General features: G+C 36.4%; 19 protein-coding genes. 11 read left to right on the top strand and 8 right to left on the bottom strand.

The window, feature by feature from the left end:
• The first annotated feature begins 14 nt into the window (after positions 1-14).
• On the top strand, positions 15-707 hold the full coding sequence (locus ABEB31_RS15650) for a CPBP family intramembrane glutamic endopeptidase (protein ID WP_347052575.1): 693 nt from the start codon (positions 15-17) through the stop codon (positions 705-707).
• Between the two features lie 72 nt (positions 708-779).
• Here the strand turns inward: ABEB31_RS15650 and ABEB31_RS15645 are convergent, their stop codons facing one another.
• Positions 780-1,139 carry a hypothetical protein gene (locus ABEB31_RS15645; RefSeq protein WP_347052574.1) on the bottom strand — a complete coding sequence of 120 codons (360 nt, stop codon included), beginning with the start codon at positions 1,137-1,139 and terminating at the stop codon, positions 780-782.
• 144 nt (positions 1,140-1,283) lie between these two features.
• Here ABEB31_RS15645 and ABEB31_RS15640 point away from each other — a divergent pair, with 144 nt between their 5' ends.
• The 10 genes from ABEB31_RS15640 to ABEB31_RS15595 all read left to right on the top strand — a co-directional run bounded on the left by ABEB31_RS15640 (position 1,284) and on the right by ABEB31_RS15595 (position 10,681).
• Complete coding sequence (locus ABEB31_RS15640) at positions 1,284-2,684, top strand: alkaline phosphatase (protein WP_347052573.1); 1,401 nt, start codon at positions 1,284-1,286, stop codon at positions 2,682-2,684.
• A gap of 271 nt (positions 2,685-2,955) precedes the next feature.
• Positions 2,956-4,080: an NAD(P)/FAD-dependent oxidoreductase gene (locus tag ABEB31_RS15635; protein WP_347052572.1), complete on the top strand. Its 1,125-nt coding sequence runs from the start codon at positions 2,956-2,958 to the stop codon at positions 4,078-4,080.
• Positions 4,080-4,793 (top strand): methyltransferase domain-containing protein, encoded by a 714-nt coding sequence (locus tag ABEB31_RS15630; protein ID WP_347052571.1) that lies wholly within the window; start codon positions 4,080-4,082, stop codon positions 4,791-4,793. Before ABEB31_RS15635 ends, ABEB31_RS15630 begins: the two co-directional genes overlap by 1 nt.
• Complete coding sequence (locus ABEB31_RS15625) at positions 4,790-5,842, top strand: type III polyketide synthase (protein WP_347052570.1); 1,053 nt, start codon at positions 4,790-4,792, stop codon at positions 5,840-5,842. Before ABEB31_RS15630 ends, ABEB31_RS15625 begins: the two co-directional genes overlap by 4 nt.
• 11 nt (positions 5,843-5,853) lie before the next feature.
• A complete protein-coding gene (locus ABEB31_RS15620) occupies positions 5,854-6,291 on the top strand; it encodes a 3-hydroxyacyl-ACP dehydratase FabZ family protein (RefSeq protein WP_347052569.1) in 438 nt (145 codons plus the stop codon).
• Positions 6,288-7,556: a beta-ketoacyl-[acyl-carrier-protein] synthase family protein gene (locus ABEB31_RS15615; protein WP_347052568.1), complete on the top strand. Its 1,269-nt coding sequence runs from the start codon at positions 6,288-6,290 to the stop codon at positions 7,554-7,556. The genes ABEB31_RS15620 and ABEB31_RS15615 overlap by 4 nt, the downstream gene beginning before the upstream one ends.
• A 1-nt stretch (position 7,557) precedes the next feature.
• Positions 7,558-7,812, top strand: a complete 255-nt coding sequence (locus tag ABEB31_RS15610) for an acyl carrier protein (RefSeq protein ID WP_347052567.1) — start codon at positions 7,558-7,560, stop codon at positions 7,810-7,812.
• Positions 7,809-8,306: a 4'-phosphopantetheinyl transferase family protein gene (locus ABEB31_RS15605; protein WP_347052566.1), complete on the top strand. Its 498-nt coding sequence runs from the start codon at positions 7,809-7,811 to the stop codon at positions 8,304-8,306. Before ABEB31_RS15610 ends, ABEB31_RS15605 begins: the two co-directional genes overlap by 4 nt.
• Positions 8,307-8,422: 116 nt before the next feature.
• Positions 8,423-9,802: a sensor histidine kinase gene (locus ABEB31_RS15600; protein ID WP_347052565.1), complete on the top strand. Its 1,380-nt coding sequence runs from the start codon at positions 8,423-8,425 to the stop codon at positions 9,800-9,802.
• A 120-nt stretch (positions 9,803-9,922) separates the two neighbouring features.
• Positions 9,923-10,681, top strand: a complete 759-nt coding sequence (locus ABEB31_RS15595; protein ID WP_347052564.1) for an SDR family oxidoreductase — start codon at positions 9,923-9,925, stop codon at positions 10,679-10,681.
• 61 nt (positions 10,682-10,742) lie between these two features.
• Here ABEB31_RS15595 and ABEB31_RS15590 read toward each other — a convergent pair whose 3' ends face one another.
• From ABEB31_RS15590 to ABEB31_RS15560, 7 genes are all read right to left on the bottom strand, one after another.
• Entirely contained in the window at positions 10,743-11,993 is a 1,251-nt protein-coding gene (locus ABEB31_RS15590) for an MFS transporter (protein WP_347052563.1), read from the bottom strand.
• 18 nt (positions 11,994-12,011) lie between these two features.
• Positions 12,012-12,239, bottom strand: a complete 228-nt coding sequence (locus tag ABEB31_RS15585) for a hypothetical protein (RefSeq protein WP_347052562.1) — start codon at positions 12,237-12,239, stop codon at positions 12,012-12,014.
• A 6-nt stretch (positions 12,240-12,245) separates the two neighbouring features.
• Positions 12,246-12,842 carry a TetR/AcrR family transcriptional regulator gene (locus ABEB31_RS15580; RefSeq protein ID WP_347052561.1) on the bottom strand — a complete coding sequence of 199 codons (597 nt, stop codon included), beginning with the start codon at positions 12,840-12,842 and terminating at the stop codon, positions 12,246-12,248.
• A gap of 225 nt (positions 12,843-13,067) precedes the next feature.
• On the bottom strand, positions 13,068-13,745 hold the full coding sequence (locus ABEB31_RS15575; protein WP_347052560.1) for a 3-keto-disaccharide hydrolase: 678 nt from the start codon (positions 13,743-13,745) through the stop codon (positions 13,068-13,070).
• A gap of 44 nt (positions 13,746-13,789) precedes the next feature.
• Entirely contained in the window at positions 13,790-15,121 is a 1,332-nt protein-coding gene (locus ABEB31_RS15570; protein ID WP_347052559.1) for a sugar porter family MFS transporter, read from the bottom strand.
• A gap of 13 nt (positions 15,122-15,134) precedes the next feature.
• A complete protein-coding gene (locus tag ABEB31_RS15565; protein WP_347052558.1) occupies positions 15,135-17,096 on the bottom strand; it encodes a glycoside hydrolase family 97 protein in 1,962 nt (653 codons plus the stop codon).
• A gap of 61 nt (positions 17,097-17,157) precedes the next feature.
• The gene (locus tag ABEB31_RS15560; protein ID WP_347052557.1) at positions 17,158-19,338 is read right to left on the bottom strand and encodes a GH92 family glycosyl hydrolase; all 2,181 of its coding nucleotides are present in this window, start codon (positions 19,336-19,338) and stop codon (positions 17,158-17,160) included.
• Positions 19,339-19,340: the final 2 nt, after the last annotated feature.

Below are 19,340 nucleotides of genomic sequence, written 5' to 3'. Positions count from 1 at the left end.
AACAAAAACAACCGATGAAAAATAAAATCAATTTTGGAGCTGTGATCATTTATTATGTAATTGCAGTTATCTGCAGATATGCAGCAGTAAAAACAGAACTTTTAGCCCCTGTAGAAAGCGAGTATCTAAAGATTTTACTTCGCGGCATCGGACCGGCGACAGGTGCATTTGCCGCCATAATAATATACTCTCTTTCTAATTCTATGTCATTAAAAGGAATTTATAAAAATGCCATTGTTCCTTTTGCTGTTTTTTGGATAATTCCGGTTGTTTTAATTTCGGGCATCTATTATATAACACTTGGTAAGTTCCCGATTTTGTTAATGTTTACTATTGTGGTGTATGGTTTACTGGAAGAAATTGGCTGGAGAGGATTTTTACAGGAACAATTAAAATCGCTGCCTGTCTTCTACTCTACTTTAATCATCGCCATTCTTTGGTTTGCATGGCACCTTAATTTAGAAATGTCATCGGGCAATTTATTATTTTTAGGTATAATCTTTTTTGGCACGTGGGGAATTGGAAAAGTGTATTCTAAAACAGGATCCTTGTTGGCCGTTGCCGGAGTGCATTCGTTAAATAATTTCTTTGTTAAAGGACTTCATCAGACAGAACTTATTTTAATCCTGGTTTTACTAGCAACCTGGATTATTTTTATAATTGTTTATGATAGAAAAACTAAAGTTCCGACAGTTCAAAATAATTAATTCAGCACATAAAAAAATGGCACAAAATCTCAGTGATTCTGTGCCTTTTTTAATTTTATAAATTATAAAATTTTAGTTTAATCTTTCTGTACTTTCCATTCTCAAACATTGTTCGCTTCCCAGATAAAGTGGATTCCCGTGTTTCTCCGACCAAAATCCGTCGAGATAATCTTTGGTAATACAACGGTAGACTGCAACTCCTTTGTAGGTTTTATGATCATCGCCTTTGTAACTAAAATTAATTACCAGAATATTATCTTTAAAGAAACCATTCCCTTTTTGTTTTTGTGCATTGTTTATAAGCCAGTCGGCTTTTATCCTGTTATTTTTATCGATAGACAAACTCAAGACTCCCTGATAGGTTATTTCATTACTTTCGTCCTGATTGCTTCCGGACATGGAATAATCTCCAATAAGATCTTCAATATTCATGTATAAATTCTTTTTTTCTTCTAATGAAGGCAAAGATAATGTGATTTAAAATCTTCATGAAAGAAACGCAACAATAATTTAATGCAACACAGTTTCATTAATTAATAAATTATCTTTACTTTACATCCCATTAAAATAAACTAAATGAACAGGCGTAAATTTTTAAAAGGCTCTACGGCATTAACCGGACTTTTCACTCTGGGGCCATCGGTAATTCTTGCAAAGGATTTAGAATCTATTTCAAAAAAAGATAAAAAAGCAAAGAATATAATAATCCTGATAAGCGACGGTATGAGTACCGGCACGCTGCAAATGGCCAATTTATACTCGCAGAATATTTTAGGCAAAAACGGAAACTGGATGAACCTGTATGCCGAAAATAAAGTGACAAGAGCTTTGATGGACACCGCATCTGCAAGTTCTATTGTAACCGATTCTGCTGCTGCAAGTTCGTCCTTCGGAGGCGGACATCGCGTTAAAAATGGTGTATTAAATATCGGAGCCAATGGAGAACGCTATCTTCCGCTTTGGCAGAAGTTTAAAAATGCGGGCAAAAAAGCTGGCTGTGTTACCTCTGTAACCATTACACACGCAACACCTGCAGGTTTTTGTGTGAACTCAGACAGCAGAAATGCCGAGAACGAAATCGCAGAAATATATGCAGATCTGGGCTTAGACGTAATGATGGGTGGCGGAGATGAGTTTTTTAATGCTTCGAAAAGAGCAGACAAAAAAGATGTCTATAAAATCTACGAGCAGAAAGGATATCAGGTTTTAAAGCAAAAAACAGATTTGGAAACCCTGCAAAAAGGTAAAAAGACACTTGGTGTTTTCTCATCAGGTGCGCTTCCTTACGCTATTGACAGAACCAATATTGCTGAATTGCAAAAGACGCCGACACTTGCCGGGATGAGTACTGCTGCAATTAACCAGATGAAAGATCATGAAAACGGTTTTGTACTGCTTATTGAAGGCGGAAAAGTAGATTGGGCCGCTCATGCGAATGATGTTACAGCTTTAATTCACGATCAGCTGGCTTTTGATGAAGCGGTAAAATCAGCAATAGATTTCGCAGAAAAAGACAAAGAAACTCTTGTCATCATCACAACAGATCACGGAAATGCAAATCCAGGTGTAATATATGGCGCAGAAGCAACAAAAAATTTCAACAGCATTGCCGATTATAAATACACCAACGAATATATTTTAAATTCGATTCATGCCGATTTTAATTTACAGCAAATAAAAGACTGGATTTACGAAACCAATAAATTTAGTCTTTCCGATGACGAAGCCAAACACTTATTAAACTTTTATTCCGGTCTTGAAAAACAGGAAGGCGGCTTATACAATTATAAAAAACTGCCGTACAAAGCTTTCTCAGAAATTCAGAAGAAGCACAATAATGTAGGATGGATTAGTATGGACCATTCCGGAGATTATGTCGAACTTGCCATGTTTGGCCCGGGAAGCGAGTTGCTAAAACCTTTTATAAAAAATACCGATTTGCATTATTTAATGCTAAAAGCTACCATCGAAAAATAATGTAATTCTTCTTATTGTAATAAAAGAAACTCAACTTCGAATAAAACAGAAGTTGAGTTTTTTTTTAAAACCAATCAATAATAATAAATTCAAATAACAAATTCGAAATTCAATTACATCTAACGATTCCACCGAAATTGACATGTACAATTCACAACCCACAACTCACCATTCACAACTCACAACTCACAACTCCCATCATATTGAAATTTTGTTAATTTCTTCTGAAATTCCGTAAAAGCATTTCACTTATTATAACTAAATTGGTACTATGGGAAAACTAAATGCACTAATTATCGGAGGTGGTCTTGCAGGACTGGCAGCCGCTGTGCATTTATCCAAAAAAGGTTTGAAAGTGACTTTGATCGAAAAAAATTCTTATCCGAAACATAAAGTCTGTGGTGAATATATTTCTAATGAAATTCTGCCCTATCTTAACTGGCTTGATATAAATATTTCCCAGCTTCAACCTACAGCTATTCAGCATTTTGAATTTACAGCACAAAATGGAAAAACAGCAAATACTAAACTTCCGTTAGGTGGTTTTGGCATCAGCCGATATACTCTGGATCACTTTCTACATACAAAAGCGGTCGAAAATGGATGCAATGTAGTAACGGATAATGTTACTGACATTCATTTTGAGAATGATGTTTTCACGGTTATCACTTCTTCTGCTATTTTTACGTCGCAAATCGTTCTGGGCGCTTATGGAAAACGTTCTAACATCGATCAGAATCTTTCTCGTGATTTCATTTCCAAAAAATCTCCATGGCTGGCGGTTAAAGGACATTACACCGGAAATTTTGATAATAAATTGGTAGCATTGTACAATTTTGAAGGCGGTTATTGCGGAGTTTCAAAAGTAGAAAACGATACGATAAACATTTGCTATCTGGCGGATTTTGAAACTTTCAAAAAATATAAAAATATAGACGACTACCAAAAAGCTGTTTTATACAAGAACAGAAAACTGAAATCCATTTTTGAAAACAGCACTGCCCTATTTGACAAACCTTTAACGATAAGCCAGATTTCTTTCGATAAAAAAGAACCTGTAGAAAATCATATTTTAATGATTGGCGATACAGCAGGGCTTATTCATCCGATGTGCGGCAACGGAATGGCAATGGCAATTCACAGTGCAAAAATTGCATCAGAATTAGTTCTTGACTTTAATAATGGAAAATTGGAATCGCGAACGGCATTAGAAAAAAAGTATAAAGAGGAATGGAAAAGGCATTTTAGTAAAAGACTAATGTTCGGAAGAATATTAGCCAAAGCGCTGACCCGTAAAAAAATCACACTTGCGCTAACTACTATTGCAGCATCGGTGCCGGTATTATTATCCTTTATAATCAAACAAACACACGGCAGCCCAATAACAATCGAATAATGAGTTTAAATACCAAATACAGAACGGAAGAAGCCGAAATAATGGATGATTTTTCGCTTGAAGGTGAAGAACTCACCGACGCGCTGAATCAGATTGCCAACATAAATCAATTATTGGGTGGAAATAAATTAACTCTTCAGGGAGTAAAACAACTCCTTAAAAAAACAGACATTTCTAAAAGTATTACCATTGCCGACGTTGGCTGTGGTAATGGCGACATGTTGAGAATGCTTTCCAAATATGGAAAAAAGAAAGGAATTCAGTTTAGACTGATAGGTGTTGATGCAAATGCTTTTACGATTAATTACGCCAAATCACTTTCAACAGAATACTCCAATATCGAGTATGTCTGCCTGGATATTTTTAGCGAAGAATTTACTCGTTTACCCTATGATATTGTTTTGTGTACACTTACACTGCATCACTTTACAAACGATCAGATATCGCTTTTGCTAAAAACACTGCATGCAAATGCTTCGGTCGGAATTGTTGTCAATGATTTGCACCGAAGCAAAATGGCTTACCGATTATTTGAGATAATTGCTGCCACTTTTAATCTGAATAAAATGTCCAGAGAAGATGGACTTGTTTCTATTTTAAGAGGATTTAAGAAAGAAGATCTGGAACATTTCTCCAAAAAATTAAATCTAAAAAACTATTCCATAAACTGGAAATGGGCTTTTCGCTACCAGTGGATAATCGCAAAAATATGAGTGTAAAAATAATCACAGCTGTCAAACAGCTTCCGCAATATTCCCGAACTACAGAAGAAATACTCCCGCTATTAGATGTATGGCTGGACGGACAGGAAGAACGTTTTATAAGAAAGGTTAAAAAGATTTTTGAAGGCGCTTCCGTCGATAAACGATATTCGATAATGGAACCATCAGAAGTTTTTACGGCTACGTCCTTTGAAGAAAAAAATGACATTTACAGCCGCGAAATGATAGTTTTGGGTCATCAGGTTTTAGAAAAAGCGCTGGAAAAAGCAGGCTGGGATCCGCAGAGTTTAGATTATATTATCACAGTAAGCTGTACAGGAATTATGATTCCTTCACTTGATGCTTATTTAATCAATAAAATGAAATTAAAACAGGATATTGTTCGTCTTCCCGTGACCGAAATGGGCTGTGCAGCAGGAATATCCGGAATTATATATGCCAAGAATTTCCTGAAATCCAATCCCGGAAAGCGTGCTGCCGTAATCGCTGTAGAGTCGCCGACCGCAACTTTTCAGCTGAATGATTTCTCCATGCCGAATATTGTGAGCGCAGCTATTTTTGGAGATGGAGCTGCCTGCTGTCTTTTATCATCAGACGAAAAAGATAAAGGTCCGGAAATTATCGACGAACAAATGTATCATTTTTATGATGCCGAACACATGATGGGCTTTAAACTGACAAACAGCGGTTTACAAATGGTATTGGATATTGAAGTTCCCGATACAATCGCTTCTCATTTTGGCGATATTATTCACCCGTTTCTGAAACAGAATAATTTAAACATAAAAGACATCGATCACATGATATTTCATCCCGGCGGAAAAAAGATTGTAACTACGGTGGAATCTCTTTTTGCAGGTCTGGACAAAAACATTGATGATACAAAAGAAATTCTAAAACAATACGGCAATATGTCGAGTGCAACGGTTTTGTATGTATTAGAAAACATTATGAACAGAAATCCACAAAAGGGAGAAAAAGGTTTAATGCTGAGTTTTGGCCCCGGATTTTCTGCACAAAGAGTTTTATTACAATGGTAATTTAAAAACTTATGAAATTAACTGATATAATAGCCCAACTTCCATACAGTGAACCATTTTTGTTTGTTGATGAACTGTTGCAGGCAGATGAAAATGGTATAACCGGAACTTATACTTTTAAAGAAAGTTTAGACTTTTACAAAGGTCATTTTAAAGATAATCCTGTAACGCCGGGTGTAATTTTAACTGAAACAATGGCGCAGATCGGAATGGTTTGTCTCGGAATTTTTCTTTTAGGAAATGATCTTGGACAAAATACAGTTATCGCCTTTACATCTGCCGATATGGAGTTTCTAAAACCGGTTTACCCGAATGAGAAAGTAACTGTAACTTCTGAGAAGCTGTTTTTCCGTTTTGGAAAATTAAAATGCAAGGCCATCATGAAAAATGAAGCCGGACAAGAAGTCTGCAGAGGCGTTTTGGCAGGAATGATAACGAAGAAATTATGAAAAAGCGAATCGTAATAACAGGTCTTGGAGTAGCTGCACCAAATGGTGTGGGAATTCCTGAATTTACTAATGCACTTCTTAACGGAATTTCGGGAATACGTCATGATAAACAATTAGAGGAATTGCAATTTTCCTGTCAGATTGCGGGTCAGCCACAAATATCCGACGAATTAAAGGCGCATTATTTTTCAGAACTGGAACTTCGCGGTTTTAACAGTACTGGAATTTTATACGGTGTTATGGCCGGAATGGAAGCCTGGAATCATGCAGGATTACCGATAAACGAAAATCCGGATTGGGACAGTGGCTGTATCTTCGGCTCCGGAACATCGGGCATAGATAAATTCCGCGAAAGCATCTATAAAATTGATGATCTGCAAACCCGACGATTAGGAAGCACGGTTGTCGCCCAAACCATGAACAGCGGTGTTAGTGCTTATCTGGGTGGTAAAATTGGTTTGGGAAATCAGGTTTCTACAAATTCTTCTGCCTGTACAACAGGAACAGAAGCTATTTTGATGGCTTACGACCGTATACAATCCGGGCAGGCAAAGCGTATTCTGGCAGGAAGTACTTCTGACAGCGGACCGTATATTTGGGCAGGTTTTGATGCGCTTCGTGTGTGTTCTTCCCGATACAATGAAAATCCGGAAGAAGGTTCCAGACCAATGAGCGCTTCAGCAGCCGGATTTGTTCCGGGAAGCGGTGCCGGTGCTTTTGTTATTGAAGAATTGGAAAGCGCACTGGAACGCGGAGCAACCATTTATGCCGAAATCCTTGGTGGAAATATAAATTCGGGAGGACAGCGAAACGGCGGCAGTATGACTGCACCAAACAGCACAGCAGTTCAAAAATGTATCAGAAGTGCGGTCGAAAATGCAGGAATTAATGCAGACAAAATTGATGCTATAAACGGACATCTGACAGCCACAACAAAAGACGGTCTCGAAATAGAAAACTGGACAAAAGCACTGGAACGAAGCGGTACTGATTTTCCATACATTAATTCGTTAAAAAGTCTTACCGGACATTGCTTAAGTGCTTCCGGAAGTATCGAAAGTGTTGCGGCGGTATTGCAGCTTCATGAAGGCTTTTTGTTCGGAAACAAAAATTGCGAAGATCTTCATCCTGAGATTTTAGCGCTGATTGACCGCGAGAAGATTCTTCAAAAGACAATTAAAACCAATCCTAAAATAATTGCGAAAGCCAGTTTTGGTTTTGGCGATGTAAATGCATGTATATTATTTAAAAAATTTGAAAACTAATATGGACAAGAAAGAAATTATCGAGAGATTAAAAGCAATTATCAAACCGTTTGCTACAAACACAGAAGCGTTTGATAATCTGACTGAAGAAACTGATTTTATTAAAGATCTGAACATTAATTCTGCTAATCTGGTTGATATTGTACTTGATATAGAAGAAAACTTTGACGTGGTGATTGATAATGCCGATATGGAAAGAATGCTGGATGTTAAAACGGCTATAGAAATTATAGAAACCAAACTTGCCGCAAAATGATCGGCAATGATGTAATTGATCTTGCGCAATCACGAAAAGAAAGCAATTGGAAGCGCAAAGGTTTTCTGGAAAAACTTTTTACGGATGAGGAACAAGTTTTTATAAGTAATTTCAGTCAGCCTGAAGTTGCTGTCTGGCTTTTGTGGAGCATGAAAGAATCAGCTTATAAGATCTATAACAGGCAAACCAAAATACGGGCATTCATTCCTAAACAGCTTGTATGTATGGTCGATTTCTCAGATGCAGCAAAAGCTTCGGGAAAAGTGATTTGTAATGGCAATGTTTATTTTACTACGAGCATATTGTCATCAGAACACATTCACACCATTGCGGTTGACAATTTAGACAATTTAGACAATATCGCCGAAGTAGAAAATCTAAAAATTGTAAAAGACCAATATGGAATTCCCTATTTGCAATTAGCTTCAAAAAAATTTCAGGAAATTTCGATTAGTCATCACGGCCGATTTGAAAAAAAAGTAGTTATAAATTAGTTTCCTTTATTTTAAATAAAACAGTTTTTCGTTATCTCTCTGAAGCATACAACATTTTGGTTAATTCCTTAATTTTGCAGCTTTGCCTAATCTATATTAAAATTAGAAAGTCCACAATGTTCGAACTTTTACCTGTAGACCCAAAGACAATCTTTCTTTTGTATTTTTGGGGAAATTTCTTTACCTGCATCCTTATTTTCAGTTTTTCCTTCTCTTATTCGACAAGTGATAACCGAAAAATTCTAAAATGGTATGGTTTCGGAAAATTATTACTGACCATGGCGTGGATACTTATTCTTTTAAGAAATAGTATCAGTGATTTTGTTTCCATTAATGTTGCAAATTCTATAATCTTGTGTGCGTGTTGTTACGAAACCTTTGCAATGGTATCGCTTCTCAAGAGAAAATCAAAAAAACTCTATCAGTTACAAATTGTAATAACGGTCCTTGCCATTATTTTATTTAATGTCTGGACGTTCTTCGGCGCTACCATAAATACCAGGGTTTTAATTGGCTCCATCGGTATACTGGCTATTTATATTCCGACCACGATTTATTTTCTGAAAGAAAGAGATAAAAGTTTTTTCAGGACATTTTATGTTATATGCTATGCATTTTTTGAGGTTCTAATTATAATAAGAGTCATTTACAGGTATTTAAATCCGCAGGAACTTTTTTTCTCCAATGATATCGTAGATGGTTTGTACAGCATTTGCCTATTTCTATTAGCATTGGTTGGTATTGTTGGATTTTTATTATTGGTGAAAGAAAAACAGGATCATAAAATTCAGAAACTTCTGGATGATAAAAACCAGTTTTTTTCTATCATTTCACATGATTTAAGAGGGCCTCTTGGTTCTTCGGTTTCGCTCTCCGAGCTTTTGCTGGATAATATTCAGGAGTATAGCCGGGAGGAAATAAATGAAATTTCAGAAACACTGCATCAATCCAATAAAAACATCTATAAATTACTGGAAAACCTGCTGGAATGGTCGCGCGTCCAAACCGGAATGATTACGTTTTCGCCAAAAAAAATTTTACTCAATAAATTAATCGAAGATAATATCGAGCTGAGCAAAAATGCGGCATTAAATAAAGAAATTAATATAGTTTTTGAAGCCGCTCACCTCATAGAAGCTGAAGTAGATAAAAATATGATTAATACCATTTTACGCAATTTACTGACGAATGCTATTAAGTTTACAGATAAGAATGGTGAAATTCGTGTTGCTCTTTCTAAAACAAAGCAAAAAGTAGAAGTATCCATTACCGATAATGGAATTGGAGTTCCCGAAATCATAAAAACAAAATTATTTAAAATTAACGGAAAAGTGATTCAGAAAGGAACAGATAATGAATCAGGAAGCGGACTCGGACTGTTACTTTGCAGTGAATTTATAAACATGCACAAAGGCAAAATCTGGGTTGAAAGTGTACAGGGAAAAGGAAGTACTTTTAAATTTAGTTTACCACAAAACATCGGGAATTATGTCTAGCAATATGTTCAGGTTTCCACTTTAATAAGGATTATATAATATCCAGCCTGTAATGCTGTAAGTTTTGTAAGAAAGCGTAAGGTAAATTTGTTACATAATTAATCATAGAAGAAAAAAATTATGGAAAATTTATCAGACTACTTTGGAAAAAATATTAAAGATAAAAGAATACTCATCACAGGAGGTACAACAGGAATAGGAAAAGCAATTGCAGACTTATTAGTTTCTCTCGAAGCACGTGTTTTTATTTTTGGACGTGATATTGAAGATTTTACAAAAGCATTTGACGACATTAAATCCAAACATCCCAACAGTCAGCTTCATGGTTTTACTGCTGATGTAACGAATAAAGATGACCTGAAAAAAGTTTTTGAGGCTGTAGATAAAGAACTGGGAGGTTTAGATATTTTAATTAATAATGCTGCCCTGCCTGCTTCCGGATTGACAGAAATAAAACTGGACGACTGGCAATATATTTTAGATACTAACATTTCTGGATATCTTGCTTTTGCGCAGGAAGCTGTTACCAGAATGTCGCCAAACCAATCGGGACATATTATTAATATTGGTTCAATGAGCGCCGAAACAAATGAGCCAACAAGTACTGTTTACGTGGTAACAAAAGCAGCAATCCGTGGTTTTAGTGCCGCATTAAGAAAAGAACTTAACCCTCTTGGCATCAAAGTTTCTCTAATTGAACCCGGAGCCGTTACAAGCGATATGCAACCGGGATCTAAAGAAGAACAACAGCAAAAAATTGATAAAATGGAAATGCTCGAAGCCGAAGATATCGCAATGAGTGTTTTATTTACGCTCTCACAACCTAAAAGATGTGATATCGTAACTATGCAGGTAAGGCCTTTAATGCAGTTTATCTAATTTTTTTTTCATCATAAAAAAGAAGCTTGTCTTATAACAGACAAGCTTCTTTTTTTTTTTACTACCTATTTTCAACCACCTTCGCTTTTGCTTTCGCCAGCTGATTAACTCTCCATATTAAAAATACGGTTGACAGCGTCACAGCTGCGATTACATATCCAAGTATATCATAATTTTCCAATGGAGCGCTTTTCGATTTCTGATGCACTATAAATCCTGCACAAACTGCTGCAATTCCACCCGCAATTTGTTGTAAAGAAGAAGTAATAGACATATAGGCACCACGATCTTTCATTTCCGGAATCGCTGTGTTTAAGGTTGTAGCCGGAATCATTCTGCTCATAATTCCCATGAAAAGAATCATATTGATAACTACAATTTCCCATAACGGAATCGGATTAAGATTGGTGTAAATCAAAATCATTATCACAGAAATCAAAGATCCCGCTGCAAACAGTTTAAACTTACTGATTTTATCACTCAATTTTCCGATTAACGGCATAATGAAAAGAACTGAAAGTCCGGTGAAGAAAAAGACCATTGGTAATTCTAACTGGCTAATATGAATGTTATTGACTAAAAATGCACTCCCAAAAGGCTGTAGCATAAAACCTCCAACAGATAAAAATGCAATCGCTGTAAAACCAATCTGATATTGTTTATTACTCAAAGTATGCCAAAGGTGCAGAAACGGGCTTTTGTCAGATTGAAGTTCAAGATGTTTGACCACTGGTTTCATTTGCGTCAAAATAGCGAACAGAATTAGGACTCCTAAAATAGCGATCATAATAAAAGCCGAATGCCATCCCCAGTTATTTGCAAAAAACAATCCCAGCGGAATTCCTAAAATCTGACTTGTGGCAAATGCCATCTGGATAAATCCCATAACACGTCCTCTTTGCTGAATAACAAATAAATCGGTCACAATAGCCAGGGAAACAGAACCAATCACACCTCCGAAAAGTCCGGTTACGATTCTGGCGGCCAGCAGCATATAATAACTGGATGAAAGAGCACAGAAGACAGTTCCGATAATAAAACCGGTGTAAAAGAAAATTAAAAGCTTTTTCCTGTCAAATTTGTCTGCAAATCCGGCAGCCAGCAAACCGGAGATTCCGGCGCTAAAAGCATAAGCTGAGACAGCAAAACCAAAGTTTGAAGTCGTCATGTTTAAAGTTTTCATCAATATATCTCCCAACGGGGAAATAATCATAAAATCAAGAATAACGGTAAATTGTAAAAGCGCTAAAATCGCTATAATAATTTTTTGATGGGTAGTAAAAGTAGGTATCTCTACTGTATTTTTTTCCATTGTATATAATATTAGAGTTTAGGACAATTCCTGGCATTCATAGCCATTTTGATTGATAAGATTCATAATTTCACGAGGCGTAAGCTTTTCTGAAACAACTCGAAGCACACAATCCACATCTTCTAAATCAATGCTCCATTGCTGAATGTCCAAATGATTGGTTAGTGTCTGATCAATAACACAATTAGGTGCTATTTGTTTAATGTTTGTTTTAAAAATATGTATTGAATTTAAATTGGTTTCCATAATTTTTCATGGTTTTAGCGCTTTTATCGTAGCTGTAAAAGCTTCTTTCATAATCTGTTTAGTAAGTACAAATGATTTGCCGCCCATACTCCTGCCTTCCGCATGCATGTTTAAAAGAGTATACAAAGGTCCGTAAGCCACACACCAAAAAGCCTCAAATGTCATCGGAATAAGCTGTTTATTTCGCAGTGCGTTATCTATAAACTGGTTCATAATAGCCCTGAAATCTGAGAATTCCTTAATCGAACTCAAAATTGATTCGCCATGTGGGGAGTGTTTGATGATTTCAAAAAATTTAACTTCTTTCGGATATTTCATGGCAAAAGCCGAACGGTTTTCCCATTGCTTCCATAATCCATCTTCAAAAGACATTTCGGGGGAAAAATCTTTAACCGTACTGGAAAAAAATTTCAAAGCCATCCTGCCCCCTATTTTCTGTATTAAATCATCTTTGTCTTTGTAATAAATATAGAGCGTACCCACTGAGATCGAACAGGCTTTTGCCAATTTATTCATGCTGAAGCCCTGAAAGCCCTCTTCAACAATTTGGGAAATTGCCATATCAATCACTAATTTTTCTTTATCTATATCTCTAACTCTCATACTGCTTATTTTAGACAAAGATAATATTATAAATGAATAAACATTTATTTATTTAAAAATTTTATTGGAAGAAAAAAGAATATTTAATTATAAAGCAGCAAGGAAATAGGGTTGGGAGGAAAAATGCATTTACTCCAGAACTTATCAAAAAAAAAAAGAGCCAACAATGCTTGGCTCTTTTTTTATACAACTAATTTTACCTTATCTGATAAAATTTTTATCGCATTATAATTTTTTAATTACAATATTTCGATACCAAACCTTATCGCCATGATCTTGCAGTGCTATTTTTCCTTTTTTAAAGGTTCCAAATCCTGGCCATCCCGCAAATTTGCTTCCGGCGATCAATGTATTGAAATGGTCGTCCCAAAGTATAGTTTCTACAACTACAATACCATTTAGAATAAATTTCAATTTTCCTTTGTTACTGATAATTTCAGCCGTATTCCATTCGCCAACTTTTTTAACAGGCTCCGATTTGCTTTGAATTAAATCGTAAAGATCGCCCGCGCGGTGTTTGGTAATTTTTCCGTCGGGATGACCGTCGTTGTCCAGAACCTGCATTTCTAAACCTGTACTGTAGGTATTTGAGTATTGCTTGGCATCTTCATTAATATAAAAGATAATTCCGCTGTTAGCATTGGGAGCCAGTTTCCAGTCTAATTTTAAATGGAAATCTTCAAATTCTGCATCTGTCACTAAATCGCCTCCCTGTCCGTTTTGAGCAGCCTGAGGATCAAAATGAAGAACGCCACTCTCTGCTTTCCATCCCGCTCCGGCTGAGGTTTTGCCGTACGAATGCCAGCCCTGAGTTGTTTTTCCGTCAAATAATGGTTTAAAACCTTTTTGCGAATGAAGATGGACAAAAGAGAAAAGCAAGACTGCCATTATAATTTTTTTCATATTTTTCTATTTAATAATTTATAAATGAAACGCTGATGCTATAATTAGCTCTTTCTTGTATTAAAAACAGTTTCCTGAAGTTCTTCAAGCGATTTTCCCTTGGTTTCCGGCATCATAAAGATCACAAAAAACAATTGAAAAACCATCATAAGAGTAAATATTAAAAACACCACTCCTGCTCCAATGGTTGAAAATAAAAACGGAATCATTGACGGAATAATCGCCGCCAAAACCCAATGTGTCGATGAACCAAAAGCCTGACCGCTCGCTCTTAAATGATTGGGAAAAATTTCTGAAATAAAAACCCAGATTACCGCTCCCTGTCCAATGGCGTGAGAAGCAATAAACAAAAACAGAAATAAAGGAACCTGTATGCCCTGCCATTTTAAGAAAAATGCTGCCGATACCAGACCGAGAGAAATAATATAACCAATTGATCCTATATACATCAGGACTTTTCTACCCAAAATATCAATTAAAAAAACCCCAACGAGGGTAAATATCAAATTCGTTACACCAATCCCGACACTGCTTATTAATGCGGCACTTTCTCCAAGTCCCGCTTCAGCAAAGATTCTAGGTGCATAATATAAAAAGGCATTTATTCCCGAAAACTGATTGAAAAAAGCTATAAAAAAAGCCAGCATCAGAGGTAATCTGTATTTCTTTAAAAATATATTTTCGTTTTTTTCATCTTCATTCTCTTTTGCTGAAAAATGCATTTCCTGCAGTAAATCTTCAATTTTTGCATTCGGATCAATTTTTTTCAAAACCAATTCAGCTTCTGAAATTTTTGACTGTGAAACCAGCCATCTTGGACTTTCCGGAATGGTAAGCACGATAATAGTATAAAACAAGGCCGGAAAAGCCATTATTCCAATCATCCATCTCCAGGCATTTTCGCCCGCATCTCTCAGTAAATAATTGGATAGAAAAGCCATTAAAATTCCTAAAACAATATTAAACTGATACAAAGAAACAAGTCTTCCGCGGTCTTTGGCAGGAGAAATTTCAGAAACATAAGCGGGAGCTGCGATTGTTGAAGCTCCGATTCCTAGTCCGCCCAGGAAACGAAAAAAGGCAAAAGTCCACGGATCGTTGGCTAATGAAGAGCCTATTGCAGATAATAAAAACAATATACCAATCCCAATCAGAGTTTTCTTTCTGCCTAATTTATTTGTCGGAATACCTCCGAAAATTGCTCCGGCAACCGTTCCCCACAATGCCATTGCCATTACGACAGCACCATGAAACGCATCTGAAGTACGCCATAATTCCTGAAGTTTTTTATCTGCTCCTGAAATCACAACGGTATCAAAACCAAATAAAAATCCGGCCAGTGCGGCGATAATTGCCCATGAAAGTATTTTATTCATAATAGAGATTTTATTAAATTTCTTCAAAAACTGCAGCCCATCCACCATTTTTAACCATTTTTATTTCAACGATATCATTTGATTTTACGTCATAATTTTTTCTTCGGTAATCCATTGCCTGATAACCGGCATTTATTCCGTCTTCAAATGAAGTTACTTTATACGATTTTCCGGCTTTCAAAAAATTGAGGTTCAGTTTAAAACTTCGTTCTTTTTCGCCGCTGTTGGTAATGCCACCGATAAACCATTTTGCGCCTTTCCTTTTTGCTACAATTGCATATTGTCCAGCTTTAGCTTCAAGCGCAATCGTTTCATCCCAGATTGTGGGAACAGAGGTAATAAAGTCAGTACATTCTTTTTCTCTGTAATACAGGGTTGGATTATCTGCAAGCATTTGCAGACCGCTTTCAAAAACAACAAATAAAGCCAGTTGGTAAGCTCTCGTTCCAATACTTGCCGAATTAGGACGCTCAGATCGGTATACTTCCGGCTGCATACTAATCATGGCTCCGGGAGTATAATCCATAGGGCCGACAGCATTCCGTATAAACGGAAAATAAACGCTGTTATCCGGCTTACATCCTTCCATTTGTTCCATTCCGCGAACACCTTCATAAGAGATTAAATTGGGATATTTATATTCTAAACCCGAAGGTTTAAATGCACCATGAAAATCTACAAATATTTGGTTTCTCGCCGCTTCTTTAACCACTTTTTCATAGTAATTCACCATCACCTGATCACTTCGGTCCATAAAATCAATTTTTACTCCGGTTACGCCCCAGTCTTTAAAAGTTTTAAAAAGTTCCATATTCTTATCGACAGTAAGCCAGGTGAGCCACAAAACGATTCCCACATTTTTCTCTTTTCCGTAGCGAATGAGTTCATGAACATCGACATCAGGATTTGGCGAGTACGGATCTGTTGTACTTTTTGCCCAGCCTTCATCCATAATAATATATTTGATCCCAAATTTTGACGCAAAATCGATATAATATTTATAAGTATTCAGGTTATAACCTGAAACAAAATTTACGTCCGGGCCATACGGCGTTGCACCATTCCACCATTCCCAGCTTGCCTGTCCCGGCTTTATCCACGAAACGTCTTTTAACTCACTTTTAGGAGCTAATTTTAAGGTCATGGTATTTTCAATGAGTTCTTTATCATTTTTAGTGATGACAAAATAACGCCAGGGAAAATTTCGTGTGCCTGTGGTTTTTGCAATATAATCTGCTTCCTTTAAAATTTTAAGACTTCTGTCACCGTCAGGACCAAAATCTAAAGGCGTTTTCGGAAATATTCCCGTTACTCCATTTCCCGTTCCCTTTAAAAACATTCCGGGATAATCAGACAAATCCGATTCGCTGATTAATATTTTGTATTGTTTTTTGGAATCGACTAAAATGGGAAGTGTCGACATTTTAGCGGAAGAATTCCATACGCTGGAGTTTATATGGGAATATTCTTCTTCGCTAGACGTTTTAAAACTTCCGGTTTGCTGCAAGTGAACCAAATAATCGGATGGAAAATTGACTGTAAAATTTTCATTTAAAACTTCAATTTCACCTCTTTTGGAAGTAATAAAGCGATAAGCAATTCCTTCATCAAAAGCCCTGAACTCAACGGCATAATTTCCTTTGAAATTTAAAATTAAATATTGGTAGGAATTTGAAACCGTCGAGAATTTTAGCGGAATAACAGGTTTTAAAATCTCATTTACTTTTCCGGATTTAGAAGTGATTAATTTCGGATTTAAACCCAAATTTCCATCGCTCAGCAGTAAAGACAAATGATTTTTTTCTGCTAAAACTTCCTTTCCGGCAGTTATGGAATAATAAATTTTATCGGCTAGAGTAATCGAAACTTTTAGTGCTCCATTTGGCGAATTAACTTCAAAATTTGCTTTTTGTGCCTGCAGATTATAAACTGCAATAAGAAAAAACAAGCCTGCAAATAATTTTATATTTTTCATGTAAAATCGTTTTTATATGCATAACGTCCCATTAAAACGGGACGTTATTATATTGATGCTGTTATTTGGTCTGCAATTCTACTTCACCTCCATTTTTAAACAGGTCGTGCGAAATAAAGTAGGTATTAATTTTAGAACCGTTTACTTTTATCGTTTCCAAATTTCTTTTCCCGTTAGGGTTTTTAATAATTACCTTTTTTCCTGCAGGAGTTGTCCAGGCAACTTCTTTAAAAACAGGAACTGTCACAATATATTCCGGATCTGCCGGCGATAAGGGATAAAGTCCCAGCGCACCAAATACGTACCAGGACGACATTTCGCCTGCATCATCCATTCCGCTCATGGCCAGTTTTTCGGGTCCGATTCCATACATAGTTTCTAAAATTTCATCTATTACTTTTTGGGATTTTTCGGGTTTATTTATAAAATAATAAGAAAACGGCGCTTCATGATCCGGTTGATTTCCATGACAATATTGACCGATGAAACCGGAAATATTCCATGCAATATAATTTGGATTCCATGGCTTTGTAAAAAATTCATCCAGTTTGGCTTCAAAGGGTTTTGCCCCTCCGTATAACTTTACAAGACCCGGCATATCATGCGGTACAAAAAAAGACAGCTGCCAGGCATTTGCTTCTCTGTACATATATTCATAGTACGGAAATTCGGGATTAAAAGGGGTAATCCATTTTCCGTCGGCTAGTCTGCCTCTCATAAAAGAAGATTCTTTGTCAAAAACATTTGCATAATTCTTAGAACGTTTTACCAGATCAGTATAATGTTGCGTGTCATTTAGTTCTTTTGCCAACAATGCAAGCGCATGGTCATCATATGCGTATTCTAATGTTTTGGTCACACCGGCATTTGCTTTCGTTTCTACTACCGGATTTTTAATGTCTTGTTCCGGCACATAACCTTTTGCTATATATTCGGCAATATGAGGCCTTGTGCCACCTTCTTTGTAGGCATTGTTTAATAATAATTCGTATGCTTTTTTGACATCATAATTTCTTACACCCCGCATATAAGAACCTGCAATAAAGGATGCCGCATGATCGCCATGAAAGAATGTTGGAATAAATCCTTTTATTTCCCCTTCGTTGATAATCGAACTAATTACATCACTCGTAACATCAGGAGAAAAAATACTTAACAGCACCAGTTTATTTCTGTAATCGTCCCACAAAGACGGAAGTGTATAGTAACGATAATTCTCTTTGCGCACTTTTCCGGCTTCGTCGATGAACTGACCGTTTACATCACTTCTTAAAGCGGGCCATAAAAAGGAGCGGTACAACATACTGTAAAACATAACGTTTTGCTGATCATTACCGCCTTTTACCTGTATTTTAGATAGCAGTTTTTCCCATTCAGTACTTCCTTCTTCAAAAATGTTAGCAAAAGATTTATCGGCGGCTTCTTTTTTCAAATTTTCAGCGGCATTTTCTACGCTGACAAATGAAAGCGCAATTTTAACGGTTACAGGTTTATTATCGCCGTCTTTAATATTTACTAAAGAATATCCGCCGCTTTTAGCACTTTCTTTCGTATCTAATTTTTCAATAGGACTGCTTAAAGTTGCATAAAAGTATATTTTTTCGCCACCCGTTCTCTGAAAACCACTTACGGCATTTGAACCTTCCTGCTTGATCTGCCAGTCGTCTACATGATTATTTGCTTTTCCTAAATCAAAGAGTACTTTTCTTCCTTTGTTATTTTTAAAGGTATATTCATGAATACCACAACGCAATGTTGAAGTTAATTTTACCTGAACATCATAATCTTTTAAATAGACTTCGTAGTAAGCAGGACTTGCTTTTTCCTGATCGTGGCTGAAAGAGGATTTGTAAGGGAATGACGCACCTTCGGAAACGGGCAATAATGGAATATGACATAAATTCCAATGTCCTTTATTGGTGTGTGTAAATCCTAAAATCGCGGTATCTTCATACTCATAACCTGCTCCTGATCTGTATTTTGTCATCGGACTTAACTGAACCATTGCATTGGGAACAGAAGAGCCGGGAAAAACCAAACCAGCCCAGACACGCATGTCTGCCGGCGGTGTATAACCTATAATTTTGGTATCTAATAAGGGAGCCGTTCCAATAAACGGATTTACCAAAGCGGTGTATTTTCCTTTTGAAAGACCTCCGCCCGATTTTTGCGCAATACTATTCTGACTCGCCAGAGACATTGTAAATGCCGCGAGGATTATTTTGTTTCTTAATTTCATCATGG

It is taken from the genome of Flavobacterium olei (genome assembly GCF_039749035.1).
Classification (GTDB): domain Bacteria; phylum Bacteroidota; class Bacteroidia; order Flavobacteriales; family Flavobacteriaceae; genus Flavobacterium; species Flavobacterium olei.
Note: the sequence above shows the minus strand (reverse complement) of the source record. Positions and strands in the feature narration are given on the sequence as shown.